Below are 12,207 nucleotides of genomic sequence, written 5' to 3'. Positions count from 1 at the left end.
CTTTCGCCGCGTGAGACTGCCCCTCAACAAGACAAAGGCGCAAGGGGAACGCGCCGGACACGGCACGGAGAGGCTGGATGTCGAACAGCGAGGACCGCATCCGCGCCTTGCCCTTGTGGAACGGGGCAGTGACGATCGCGCCGCTCAAGGGCGGCATCAGCAACGAAAGCTGGGTGGTGAGCGATGCGTCGGGGGCGCATGTCGTGCGCTTCGGCAAGGACTTTCCCTTCCATCACGTCATCCGCGAGCGCGAGGTGATGGTGGCGAAGGCAGCCTTCGAGGCGGGCTTCGCGCCGGAGCTGCAATATGCGGCACCCGGCGTGATGGTGACCGCGTTTCTCGGCGCCCGGACCTATGGCGGCGGCGACGTCCGGGCCAATGCAACGGGCATCGCCCGCATGGTCAGGCGCTTTCATCTGGAGATGCCCAGGTATGTTTCGGGGCCCGGCTTCATGTTCTGGGCCTTCCACGTGATCCGCGACTATGCCCGCACGCTTCAGGCCGGCGGCAGCCGGATGACGGCCGACCTGCCGCGCTATCTCGAACTGGCAGACGCGCTCGAGGAGGCACAGGCACCGCTGCCGATCATCTTCGGCCACAACGACCTGCTGCCGGCCAACTTCCTCGACGACGGCGACAGGCTGTGGCTGATCGACTTCGAATATGCCGGGTTCTCGACCGGAATGTTCGACCTTGCCGGCATCGCCTCCAATGCGGGGATGACGGAGCAGGAGTCGGACGAACTGCTCACCACCTATTTCGGCGGGCCGCCCAACCTGGATATCCGCCGCTCGCATGCGGCCATGCAGTGCGCCTCGCTGCTGCGCGAGGCGATGTGGAGCATGGTCTCGGAACTCCACCTCTCCGCGCCCGGCAGCGACTATGTCGCCTACACCACGGAAAACCTCGGCAAGCTCGAGGTCGCGCTCGAAACCTACCAGAACCAATACGGGAAACTGTAGTCATGGCCCTCCCCTCGCACGCGCAGATCGTCGTCATCGGCGGCGGCATTATCGGCTGCTCGACGGCCTATCACCTGGCGCGCGACCACAAGGCCGACGTGATCCTGCTCGAACAGGGCAAGCTGACCTCGGGCTCGACATGGCATGCGGCGGGACTGGTCGGTCAGTTGCGCTCGTCGGCCTCGATCACGCGCGTGCTCAAATACTCGGTCGAACTGTACAAGGGGCTTGAGGCCGAGACCGGGCTCGCCACCGGCTGGAAGATGACCGGCTGCCTGCGCCTCGCCACCAACCAGGACCGCTGGACCGAATACAAGCGGCTGGCGACGACGGCCAAGAGCTTCGGCATGGACATGCAGCTGGTGTCGCCGGATGAGGTCAAGCGCATGTGGCCGCTGATGGACACCTCGGATCTCGTCGGCGCCTCCTGGCTGCCCACCGACGGCCAGGCGAGCCCGTCCGACATCACCCAGTCGCTGGCCAAGGGCGCGCGCATGCATGGCGCGAAGCTGTTCGAGAACGTGCGGGTGGCCGGCTTCGAGATGAAGGACGGCCGCATCGTCAAGGTTAGGACCGACCAGGGCGACATTTCCTGCGACAAGGTGGTGAACTGCGCCGGCCAGTGGGCGCGGCAGGTGGGCGCGATGGCCGGCATCAACGTGCCGCTGCAGCCGGTGAAGCACCAGTACATCATCACCGAGAAGCTGCCGGGGCTCGCCACCGACGCGCCGACGCTGCGCGACCCCGACCGCCGCACCTATTTCAAGGAGGAGGTCGGCGGGCTGGTGATGGGCGGCTATGAGCCCAACCCGCAGGGCTGGACGACGGGCGACGTGCCCAACGACTGGGAATTCCGTCTGTTCGATGACGATTTCGATCACTTCGAGCAGCACATGGTGCAGGCGATCGAGCGCGTGCCGGGACTGGCTGACGTCGGCGTCAAGCAGATGATCAACGGCCCGGAAAGCTTCACGCCCGACGGCAACTTCATCCTCGGTGCTGCGCCCGAATGTTCGAACATGTTCGTCGGCGCCGGCTTCAACGCCTTCGGCATCGCCTCGGGCGGCGGCGCCGGCTGGGTTCTGGCGCAGTGGGTGGTCGATGGCGAGGCGCCGCTCGACCTCTGGGTCGTCGACATCCGGCGCTTTTCGAGCCTTCACCGCGACCGGCAGTGGGTGTCGGACCGCACGCTCGAAGCTTATGGCAAGCACTACACGATCGGCTATCCGCACGAGGAATATGACAGCGGGCGGCCGTACATCGTCTCGCCGCTCTATGAGCGGCTGAAGGCGCACGGTGCGGTGTTCGGCTCGAAGCTCGGCTGGGAGCGGCCCAACTGGTTTGCGCCAACGGGCATGGAGGCCAGAGACATCTACGCGATGGGCCGGCAGAACTGGTTCGAGCCGGTCGGCGACGAGCACGCCCATGTGCGCAAGGCGGTGGGCGTGTTCGACCAGTCGTCCTTCGCCAAATACGAGATGACGGGCAAGGATGCGCAGAAGGCGCTCGACTTCATCTGCGCCAACGACGTGTCGAAGCCTGCGGGGCGGCTGACCTACACGCAGTTGCTCAACACGCGCGGCGGCATCGAAGCCGACCTGACCGTGGCGCGGCTTGCGGACGACAAGTTCTACATCGTCACCGGCACCGGTTTCCGCACCCACGACCTCGCCTGGATCAGCGACCACATCCCGGCTGGACTGGACGCAAAGCTGGTCGATGTCACCGAACAGTTCGGCACATTGTCGCTGATGGGGCCGAATGCGCGGAACGTGCTTGCGGCCGTCACGGATGTGGACGTTTCCAACGCCGCCTTCCCCTTCGGCCATGTGCGTGAGATCACCATCGCCGGCGCCACGGTCCGCGCGTTGCGCGTCACCTATGTCGGCGAACTCGGTTGGGAGCTGCACGTGCCGATCGGCGCCACCGGCGAGGTGTTCGACACGCTGATGGCGGCGGGCAAGGCGCATGACATCCGCCCGGTCGGCTACCGCGCGCTGGAATCGTTGCGGCTCGAAAAGGGCTACCGCGCCTGGGGCTCCGACATTACGCCCAACGACACGCCCTTCGAGGCGGGCCTCGGCTGGACGGTGAAGCTGAAGAAGGACACCGGTTTCCTCGGCCGCAAGGCGCTGGAAAAGCTCGACAACGCGCCGCTGACCAAGCGGCTCGCCTGCTTCACGGTCGATGACAAGGAGGTCGTGCTTGTCGGCCGCGAGACGATCCTGCGCGACGGCCAGCCGGTCGGCTACCTCACCAGCGGCGGCTATGGCTACACCGTCGGCAAGAACATCGGCTTCGGTTACGTCCGCAATGCCGGGGGAGTCGACGACGCCTTCCTGACCGGCGGCAGCTATGAGCTGGTCGTGGCGATGGAGCGGGTGCAAGCGCAGATCCATCTCGAGCCGCTGTTCGATCCGGAAGGCACGCGCGTGAAAGGATAGATTTCAAGCCAATTAATTCTTCTACTTATAGTAGTAATTTACATATACAGCAACCTGGAGTAACATTCATGGCAAAGCAAGGGGGCGTTCATGAATGGCTTCCGGCCGCCAGGCGGTTGCATCCCGGCAACCGGGTCAAGCAGACATGGTGCCCTCGCCCCATCGCATCTGATCGGCTTCAAGCTGACATTGGTTCGGCTGCTGTTGCCCATCCTGCTCGCGCTCAACATGGCAGGCTGCGCAATCCAGCTTGCACCGATGTTCGACAAGACAATCGTTCAAGGTCTCACGACGGCGAACGAGCAGACAATGATCCTGTTTGCGTCTGTCTCGTCCGGCAGCAAGGCGCAAGGCTTTGGCAAGCGGAAGCCCGAATACGATTCCCTCATCGGCCAGTTTGACGCGCTCCGGCTGCAAGCCAAATCGCGGCCCTCGCCGCCACCGCCGGCGCTGTTCCTGAAGACCCGCTCGCTGGCCAGTGCAAGGGCCGGGCAGATCGACTTGCTCAGCCAGGCCCCCACCATCGAAGCCACGGAACAGATCGTGTCGCTGCTGACGCGAATGCGCGACACGGACGAGCGCCGCGGCCTTTCCACGACAAGTACCGGGCTTTTCAAGAATCAGTTCGAAATCCTGATCCGGAATGCCCTGATCTATGAAAAGGCCCTCGAACGATAGCGGGAGGTAATCATGGCGCTTCCATTCAAGCCCGAGGCCGTCAGCAAGAAAATCTTGTCCTCGTTGACCAAGATAATCGGAGACGATGTCAGGGATCATGTGCAGTTCGCGGAGGAGCAGACAAAACTGCTGGCCAAGCAGGCTGCACTGATCGCGCAAGCTGCAATCAGCGGCGACATCGACGCGGACGACCGCGATTTCTTCACCGAGAGCCTGAGGGCGTCGGCGGAGAATTTTGCCCGCACCCTGGTGGCCTTGACGATCCTGACCATCGAGAAAGCCTGGAATGCGCTCGTCTCCATTCTGTGGGGAGCAATCAACAAGGCAATCGAAAGCGCAGGCCTGCCCATCTCGTTCCCCATCCCCGGCGCGCCCGCCGCGTGACGGGCGGTAGCTCAAGCCGCCACTCGATCCGGCGGGGACAAGGGCATAAAACGTTCCAACCGCGATCTTAACGCGGCCGGCCGGGCGAGCAGCACTCGCCAAAAAGCCATGATCTGCCTTATCAAGGCTCGCAAGGACGGGCACGAGACAAGGACCGGATGATGGCGAAGAAGATGGCTCGCGCGGCATTGCGCGCAACGGCAATCGGCGGACTGCTGTTCCTGGCCGCGTGCCAAACCGGTTCGAACCTCGCGGGTGACGGCGCCGGTGCGTCGGCGACGGGTGTCGCTTATCTCGAGACCATCCGCTCGGAGCACGGCTTGCCGCCGTTGCGCCCCGATACAACGCTGGAACGTGCCGCCCTGCAGCAGGCGGGCTACATGGCACGCAGCGGCAAGATGGAGCACACCACCGGCTGGGGCAAGGATTTTGCCGCCCGCATGAACGACAACGGCGTCGAGGGGGCGGCAGCGGAAAACGTCGCCCATGGCGGCATGGAGCCGGCCAAGCTGTTTTCAATGTGGATGAACTCCGCCGGGCACCGCCGCAACATGCTCGACCCCAGGTTCAGCAAGTTCGGGCTCGCCTATGTCCGCGAGGGCAAGGGCAGCGACAAGCGCTACTGGGCGCTGGTGCTGGGGCGGTAGCTTCCTTCAGGATTGCGGCAACATACCCCACCCCTAACCCCTCCCCACAAGGGCGGAGGACCGGCGGCTTCGCGAACACTTGATGCCAACCTTTAATGAGGTGGCAGGAAGAGGCTGCGAGGCCATCCCCTCCCCCTTGTGGGGAGGGGATGGGGGTGGGGTAATTTCCAGTTTGTTTAGGTGCTCAATGCACGCTGGTCGGCACCGTCTCGGGCTCTGCCTTGTCGACCACCTTCTGGCGGTGGAAGATGAACAGGCCGGCAACGACGATGATCGCCGAGCCGACGAGGCCCTGGGCGTCGGGATAGTCGCCGAAGAAGGCGATGCCCATCACCACCGCCCACAGCAGCAGCGTGTATTGCAGCGGCGCCAGCAGCGAGGCGGGCGCAAGCTTGAGCGCGCGCGTGATCATCAGGTGCGCCGCGCATGAGACGACGCCAAGCAGCAGCATGGCCGACCAGTCGAGCGCACTTGGCGCCCGCCAGTCGGCGACCGCCAGCACGCCGCCGGCGGCGAGCGCGCCAAGCGTCTGCCAGGTGACGAGGGTGGTGTCGTTGGTGGCGCGCAGCTTGCGGCTGAGGATCAGCGTGACGGAGAAGGACAGGCTGCCGACGATGGCGAACAGCGACGGCCACGACAGCGAGGCGGTCGACGGGCGCAGCGCGATGACCACGCCGCAGAAGCCGAGCACGATGGCGATCCACCTGCGCCAGCCGACCTTTTCGCCCAGGAAGAAGTGCGAAAGGGCGGCGATGTAGATCGGGCCTGCCATGTAGAAGGTCATGACGTCGGCAAGCGGCAGATAGGCGACGGCAGCGTAAAAGAATCCCGTGTCGGCCGTGGCGAGCACGACGCGCAATACCTGCAGGCCGGGACGCTCGACCCTGGTCAAGGGGCCCACGCCTTGCTTGGCGATCATCGGGCCGAGGATGATGAAGGCGCCGATCGAGCGGATCAGGAGCACCTGGCCGACGGAAAAGCTGGTGACCAGCCATTTGCCCATGGCATCGTTGAGGGCGAACATGAAGTCGCCCAGGAGCATCAACAGGACGCCGGCAAGAACGAGATTGTTCTTGGGCAGCGCAAGGGCTTGTCGGAAGGTCATGGCACAGGAATCCGCCCGGGCAACGGGCCCGGATCGCGCCTATCTAGGCCCGCAACGCGGCGTTTGCGAGGGCTAAGTGCCCTGGACCATGCGTTGCTGCGTCGCAGCGCCAGCGATCACGGCCTGGGCGCGACGACGACAGGCCTGTAGACCACGACAGGCCTGGTCCAGTCGTCGAAGTCGCTGCGGCGGCGGAACTCGGCGCGGCGGTCGAGTTCGATGCGCTGCAGGCACTCGGCAAAGGCGTCGTTACGGGCGCTGAACCCGTAGGAGCGGCACTTTTCCTCGTCACGGGCACGCTGTTCTTCCGATGACACGCAGCCGGCAAGAACGGCGGCGGTAAGCAGCAACAAGACGGTCCTGAACTTCATGGCTACGCCTCGCATTCAAGTGGTCCGGCAAACTTGATTCCGGATGGCTACTTTAGGCGTTTGACCGGAGTTCGGAAAGAGCATGCCTAGAGACAAGCGCTCTGGCAGCAAGGCCCCTCTCCGCCTCGCTTCGCTCGGCACCTCTCCCCAGAAGGGCGAGGAACCTGGATTCTGAACCGCATCGGTTCATCACCGTATCCGTTCGATGTCGGGGTATTTCCAGCTGGGTTCCTCGCCCCTTTGGGGGAGGTGGCCTGAAGGGCCGGAGAGGGTAACGCCGTACGCTTCCCGTCGCCGGTCTGACTTTCAGCTCAGTTCGCCTGCGGCGGCACCACGTGGCGGCGGTTGATGGAGGCCGGGCGGCCCTTGATCGACAGTGCCGTGTCGCGCTTGGAACGCTCGGCCACGACCTTGCCCCTGGCGACGACGCAAAGCCGCTCGGCGCGCAGGCGCACCGCCTCGACAGGGTTTCCAGCGTCGAGCACGACGAGGCTCGCCGTCTTGCCGATTTCCAGACCGAGATGGTCGAGGCCCATGATCTCGGCATTCACCTTCGTCACCATGTCGAAACAGCGGCGCATGTCGGCGGGCGAGGACATCTGGGCGACGTGCAGGCCCATGAAAGCAACGTCGAGCATGTCGGCGGTGCCGAGCGAATACCAGGGATCGAGGACGCAATCCTGGCCCCAGCCGACGCGGATGCCGGCCTTCAGCATCTCCGGCACGCGGGTCATGCCGCGGCGCTTGGGATAGGTGTCGTGGCGGCCCTGCAGCATGATGTTGATCAGCGGATTGGGGATCGCCGAGACGCCGGCCTCGGCAATGAGCGGCAAAAGCTTCGAGACGTAGTAGTTGTCCATCGAGTGCATCGACGTCAGGTGCGAGCCGGCCACCCTGCCCTGCAGGCCAAGCCGCTGCGTCTCGTAAGCCAATTGCTCGATATGGCGCGACAGCGGATCGTCGGTCTCGTCGCAATGCAGGTCGACCATCAGGCCGCGATCCGCCGCGATCTCGCAGAGCTCGGTCACCGAGCGGGTGCCGTCGGCCATGGTGCGCTCGAAATGCGGGATGCCGCCGACGATGTCGACGCCTTTGTCCAAAGCGCGAATGGTATTCGCGCGGGCTGTCGGCGAGCGATAGAGCCCGTCCTGCGGGAAGGCGACGAGCTGGAGATCGATGTAGGGCGCGATCTCCTTCTTGACCTCGAGCAGGGCCTCGACGGCGAGCAGGCGGTCGTCGCAGGTGTCGACATGGGTGCGAATGGCGAGCAGGCCCATCGAGACCGCCCAGTCGCAATAGGCGAGTGCGCGTTCCTTGACCGCCTCATGGGTCAGCAGCGGCTTGAGCTCGCCCCACAGCGATATGCCTTCGAGCAGCGTGCCCGAGACGTTGATGCGCGGCAGGCCGTAGGACAGCGTCGCATCCATGTGGAAATGCGGGTCGACGAAGGGCTGGCTGACGAGGTTGCCGGAGGCATCGACGACACGCCCGGCCGCTGCATCGATCCTTGGCTCGATCGCGGCAATCTGCTCGCCCTTGATGCCGATGTCGGCAACGGTTCCATCGGGCAGCGTGCCGCCCTTGACGATCAGGTCGAAGCTCATCTTTCGCCTTTCTGGTACGGTATCATCAGCGCTTTCGGATAGGTGGCGCGGCGCGCCACCAGGATCAGGGCCAGGATCGACAGCGCATAAGGCATCATCAGGAACACCTGGTAGGGCACGATGCCGCCCGACATCTGCTGCAGGCGCACCTGGTAGGCATCGAAGGCGGCGAACAGGATGGCGCCGATCAACGCCTTGCCCGGCCGCCACGAGCCGAACACGACGAGCGCGATGCAGATCCAGCCGCGCCCGTTGATCATCTCGAAGAAGAACGAGTTGAAGGCCGACATGGTCAGGAACGCCCCGCCGACCGCCATCAGCGCGCTGCCGACCATGACCGCGCCGATGCGGATGGCGGTGACCGAAATGCCCTGCGCCTCGACCGCCGACGGATTTTCGCCGGCGGCGCGGACGGCGAGGCCAACCGGCGTGCGGTAGAGCACCCAGGCGACCACGGCGACGGTGAGGAAGGCGAGATAGGTCAGCGGCGTCTGTGTAAAAAGCGCTTCGCCGATAACGGGGATCTTCGACAGTCCGGGGATCGGCAGCGGCTGGAACGGCTCGATCTTGGGGGGCGACGTCACTTCCGGCAGCGCCAGGCGATAGGTGAAATAGGTCAGGCTGGTGGCCAACAGCGTGATGCCGATGCCGACGACGTGCTGCGACAGGCCTAGCGGCACGGTCAGCGTGGCATGCAAAAGCCCGAACATGGCCCCGGCAAGTGCTGCCACCAGCACGCCGGTCCACAGATCGCCGCCGGCATAGACGGTGAACCAGCCGGCGAAGGCGCCAGCCGTCATGATGCCCTCGATGCCGAGATTGAGCACGCCTGCCCGCTCGCAGATCAGTTCGCCCATGGTGGCGAAGATCAGCGGCGAGGCGATGCGGATGGCTGCGACCCAGAAGGAGGCGGTGAAGAGGATTTCAAGCGCGTCCATCAGAGGCTCCTGGCCTTGGTTGCCGCCATCGGATGGCTCCGGTGCTCTACGTCGCCCCCCTCTGGCCTGCCGGCCATCTCCCCCTCAAGGGGGGAGATCAGGCGGTCACCACGGCCTCGCCCACTCGTCAGCAGATAAAGCAGGGCTCCCGGTCGGTCAGTGCGCTCTGCCACGCTGCAAGCATTGGCGTGGCGTCGACTCGACTGATCTCCCCCCTTGAGGGGGAGATGGCCGGCAGGCCAGAGGGGGGCGCGACGGATCACAACCATCATCACTTCCACCTCACCCGGAACCGCGTCAAAAGGATCGCCACCACCATCGTCAAAAGCGACGTCGCCACCATGACGTCGGCGATGTAGCTCGGCACCTTGGCGACGCGGCTCATGGCGTCGGCGCCGACGAAGATGCCGGCGACGAAGATGGCCGAGGCGATGACGCCGAGCGGGTTCAGCATCGCCAGCATGGCAACGACGATGCCGGAGTAACCGTAGCCCGGCGACAGGTCGAGGGTCAGGTTGCCCTTGAGCCCCGACACCTCGGAGAAGCCGGCGAGTGCAGCGAGACCACCCGACAGGAGTGCCGTCTTCATCAGCACGCGGTTGACGGGGATGCCGACGAAGCGCGCGCCCTCAGGATTGTGGCCGACGGCGCGCATCTCGTAGCCGAGCACGGTCTTCTTCATGATGACCCAGACGACGATGGCCGAGATGATGGCGATGACGAAGCCGTAATGGAGGCGCTTGCCCTGGATGATGCGCGGCAGCTGCGCCTCGGCGATGACCTTCTGCGACTGCGGCCAGCCGAGTCCCATCGGGTCCTTGAGCACGCCTTCGAGCAGCATCGAGACAAACAGAAGCACGATGAAGTTGAGCAGCAGCGTGGTGACCACCTCGTCGACGCCGAAGCGGGTCTTCAGCACCGCCGGCCCGAGCAACAGAAGTCCGCCGGCCATCATCGCAGCCAGCATGATGACGGGAATGAGGACGACCGAAGGCAACGGCAAGGCACCGGTGCCGAGCACGACGGTGACGATGCCGCCGACATAGAGCTGGGCCTCGGCGCCGATGTTCCAGAGCTTGGCGCGGAAGGCGACGGCAACGGCGAGGCCGGTGAAGATCAGCGGCGTCGCGCGCGTCAGCGTTTCGAGCAGGGCGAATTGCGAACCGGCAGCGCCCTTGGCGACGAGGTAGAACACCGACAGCGGCGAAGCGCCGGCTGCGAGCACCAGAAGCGAGGTGAGGAGCAGCGTGGCGACGATGGCAGCAACGGGGAACAGGAGGGTGATGGCCAGCGACGGCGCGGGTTTGGGCTCAAGCCGCATGATGTTGCCTTCCAACGGCTTGAGATGGCTGTGGGACAGCACCCCCCTCTGTCCTGCCGGACATCTCCCCCGCAAGGGGGGAGATTGGCAGCGTCAGCCTCACCGCCCCTCCTGAAACATTGGCGATTGGCACGGGCGGCGATGAAAGCTGATCTCCCCCCTTGCGGGGGAGATGTCCGGCAGGACAGAGGCGGGTGGCGTGGAGTGCTACTCGTTCCATGCTCACGCCGCCTGCTCCCCGCCGTGACCCGCCATCAGTTCACCCAGTTCCCGGATGCTGCGTTCGCCGCGCGCCGACGGCACGGACAGCCGCCCCTTGGACATCACGACGATGCGGTCGGACAGCGCCAGGATTTCCTCCAGGTCCTCCGAGATCAGCAGCACCGCGGCACCGCGCTCGCGGGCAGCGAGCAGCATGCGGTGGACATAGGCGACGGCGCCGACGTCGAGGCCGCGCGTCGGCTGGCTGGCAAGGATGACTGCAGGCTCGGGATCGAGCGCGCGGCCGAGGATCAGCTTCTGCATGTTGCCGCCCGAAAGCAGCCGGATGCGCGCCTCGGGCGACGGGCATTTGACGTCGTAGTCGGCGATGATCTCCTCGGCGAAGGCGCGGGCCGCCTTCCAGTCGAGAAAGCCCATGCGGCTGAAGCGCGGGCTGCCATAGCGCTCGGCAATCACGTTCTCCATCACACTCATGTCGCCGATGGTGCCGACGGCATGGCGATCCTCGGGGATGCGGGCGATGCCATGGCCGAGCGCTGCCTGTGGCGACCAGTCGCCGATCGCCCGGCCGGCAACGGAAATGCTGCCGCCGGTGGGGCGCCGGGTGCCGGCGATGAGCGCGGCAAGGGCTGCCTGGCCGTTGCCGGAAACGCCGGCCAGGCCGGTGATCTCGCCTGCGCTGAGGGTCAGCGACACCTCGTCGAGCCCGGCGCCGTTGTGGCGCGCGGTCGAGACGCGGTCGAGCAAAAGCAGCGGCGCGCCGAGCTGGACGGGCGTGACTTCCGCCGGCTTGACCTCCTGGCCAACCATGAGGGCCGCCAGTTCCTTACGGTCGGTCGATTTCGTCTCCCGCTCACCCGCGAGGCGGCCGGCGCGCAGCACCAGGACGCGGTCGCTGACGGCCATCACCTCGTGCAGCTTGTGGGAAATGAAGATGATCGACAGGCCCTTGGCGACGAGCAGCTTCAGCGTGCGAAACAGCGCTTCGGTCTCGGCCGGCGTCAGCACCGCCGTCGGCTCGTCGAGGATCAGGATGCGGGCCTCGCGGTAAAGCGCCTTCAGGATCTCGACGCGCTGGCGTTCGCCGACAGAAAGGGACGAGACGGTCGCGGCGGGATCGACCGCCAGGCCGAAGTCGGCGGACAGCTGCCCGATGCGGCTGCGCGCAGCAGCCCGGTCGAGACGCGGACGCCATAAGCTTTGGGTGCCGAGCGCGATGTTTTCCAGCACCGTCATGTTGTCGGCGAGGGTAAAATGCTGGTGCACCATGCCGATGCCGGCATCAAGCGCTGCGTGCGGATCTCCGGGCGGCAACGGCTTGGCAAACGCCGCGACAGTGCCCTCGTCGGCGACATAGTGGCCGAACAGGATGTTCATCAGCGTGGTCTTGCCGGCGCCGTTCTCGCCGAGCAGGGCAATCACCTCGCCGCGCTTCAGCTCGAAGGAAATGGCGTCGTTGGCCACGAGCGGGCCGAAACGCTTGGTGATGCCGGAGAGGCGAAGGACGGGGGTGCTGGTCACGTTTGACGAT

The 12,207-nt window shown here is 65.3% G+C and carries 11 protein-coding genes; 5 read left to right on the top strand and 6 right to left on the bottom strand.

What is annotated here, in order from left to right; all coding sequences use genetic code 11:
- The first annotated feature begins 77 nt into the window (after positions 1–77).
- The 5 genes from GGR00_RS09960 (at position 78) to GGR00_RS09940 (ending at position 5,115) form a co-directional block, all read left to right on the top strand.
- Positions 78–962 (top strand): choline/ethanolamine kinase family protein, encoded by an 885-nt coding sequence (locus GGR00_RS09960; protein ID WP_055980464.1) that lies wholly within the window; start codon positions 78–80, stop codon positions 960–962.
- A gap of 2 nt (positions 963–964) precedes the next feature.
- A complete protein-coding gene (locus tag GGR00_RS09955; RefSeq protein WP_184699355.1) occupies positions 965–3,406 on the top strand; it encodes a GcvT family protein in 2,442 nt (813 codons plus the stop codon).
- Between the two features lie 90 nt (positions 3,407–3,496).
- Positions 3,497–4,084: a hypothetical protein gene (locus GGR00_RS09950; RefSeq protein WP_184699354.1), complete on the top strand. Its 588-nt coding sequence runs from the start codon at positions 3,497–3,499 to the stop codon at positions 4,082–4,084.
- A 12-nt stretch (positions 4,085–4,096) separates the two neighbouring features.
- Complete coding sequence (locus GGR00_RS09945; protein WP_055980473.1) at positions 4,097–4,468, top strand: hypothetical protein; 372 nt, start codon at positions 4,097–4,099, stop codon at positions 4,466–4,468.
- Positions 4,469–4,629: 161 nt separating this feature from the next.
- Positions 4,630–5,115: a CAP domain-containing protein gene (locus GGR00_RS09940; protein WP_244487912.1), complete on the top strand. Its 486-nt coding sequence runs from the start codon at positions 4,630–4,632 to the stop codon at positions 5,113–5,115.
- Between the two features lie 184 nt (positions 5,116–5,299).
- Here GGR00_RS09940 and GGR00_RS09935 read toward each other — a convergent pair whose 3' ends face one another.
- From GGR00_RS09935 to GGR00_RS09910, 6 genes are all read right to left on the bottom strand, one after another.
- Entirely contained in the window at positions 5,300–6,220 is a 921-nt protein-coding gene (locus GGR00_RS09935; RefSeq protein ID WP_184699353.1) for a DMT family transporter, read from the bottom strand.
- Positions 6,221–6,336: 116 nt separating this feature from the next.
- Positions 6,337–6,591, bottom strand: coding sequence for a hypothetical protein (locus tag GGR00_RS09930; RefSeq protein WP_055980479.1), 255 nt, complete (start codon positions 6,589–6,591; stop codon positions 6,337–6,339).
- Between the two features lie 311 nt (positions 6,592–6,902).
- A complete protein-coding gene (locus tag GGR00_RS09925; protein ID WP_055980482.1) occupies positions 6,903–8,195 on the bottom strand; it encodes an amidohydrolase family protein in 1,293 nt (430 codons plus the stop codon).
- Positions 8,192–9,133, bottom strand: coding sequence for an ABC transporter permease (locus GGR00_RS09920; RefSeq protein ID WP_055980485.1), 942 nt, complete (start codon positions 9,131–9,133; stop codon positions 8,192–8,194). The genes GGR00_RS09925 and GGR00_RS09920 overlap by 4 nt, the downstream gene beginning before the upstream one ends.
- Before the next feature lie 271 nt (positions 9,134–9,404).
- A complete protein-coding gene (locus GGR00_RS09915) occupies positions 9,405–10,454 on the bottom strand; it encodes an ABC transporter permease (RefSeq protein ID WP_055980997.1) in 1,050 nt (349 codons plus the stop codon).
- Between the two features lie 222 nt (positions 10,455–10,676).
- Entirely contained in the window at positions 10,677–12,197 is a 1,521-nt protein-coding gene (locus GGR00_RS09910) for an ATP-binding cassette domain-containing protein (RefSeq protein WP_184699352.1), read from the bottom strand.
- Positions 12,198–12,207: the final 10 nt, after the last annotated feature.

The sequence above is a fragment of the Aminobacter aganoensis genome, from assembly GCF_014206975.1.
In the GTDB taxonomy this organism is placed as follows: Bacteria; Pseudomonadota; Alphaproteobacteria; order Rhizobiales; family Rhizobiaceae; genus Aminobacter; species Aminobacter aganoensis.
Note: the sequence above shows the minus strand (reverse complement) of the source record. Positions and strands in the feature narration are given on the sequence as shown.

Excerpts from the sequence above, each read along its gene's own strand:
- GGR00_RS09960 (WP_055980464.1), top strand. The coding sequence starts at position 78 with ATGTCGAACAGCGAGGACCGCATCCGCGCCTTGCCCTTGTGGAACGGG.
- GGR00_RS09955 (WP_184699355.1), top strand. The coding sequence starts at position 965 with ATGGCCCTCCCCTCGCACGCGCAGATCGTCGTCATCGGCGGCGGCATT.
- GGR00_RS09950 (WP_184699354.1), top strand. The coding sequence starts at position 3,497 with ATGAATGGCTTCCGGCCGCCAGGCGGTTGCATCCCGGCAACCGGGTCA.
- GGR00_RS09945 (WP_055980473.1), top strand. The coding sequence starts at position 4,097 with ATGGCGCTTCCATTCAAGCCCGAGGCCGTCAGCAAGAAAATCTTGTCC.
- GGR00_RS09940 (WP_244487912.1), top strand. The coding sequence starts at position 4,630 with ATGGCGAAGAAGATGGCTCGCGCGGCATTGCGCGCAACGGCAATCGGC.
- GGR00_RS09935 (WP_184699353.1), bottom strand. The coding sequence starts at position 6,220 with ATGACCTTCCGACAAGCCCTTGCGCTGCCCAAGAACAATCTCGTTCTT.
- GGR00_RS09930 (WP_055980479.1), bottom strand. The coding sequence starts at position 6,591 with ATGAAGTTCAGGACCGTCTTGTTGCTGCTTACCGCCGCCGTTCTTGCC.
- GGR00_RS09925 (WP_055980482.1), bottom strand. The coding sequence starts at position 8,195 with ATGAGCTTCGACCTGATCGTCAAGGGCGGCACGCTGCCCGATGGAACC.
- GGR00_RS09920 (WP_055980485.1), bottom strand. The coding sequence starts at position 9,133 with ATGGACGCGCTTGAAATCCTCTTCACCGCCTCCTTCTGGGTCGCAGCC.
- GGR00_RS09915 (WP_055980997.1), bottom strand. The coding sequence starts at position 10,454 with ATGCGGCTTGAGCCCAAACCCGCGCCGTCGCTGGCCATCACCCTCCTG.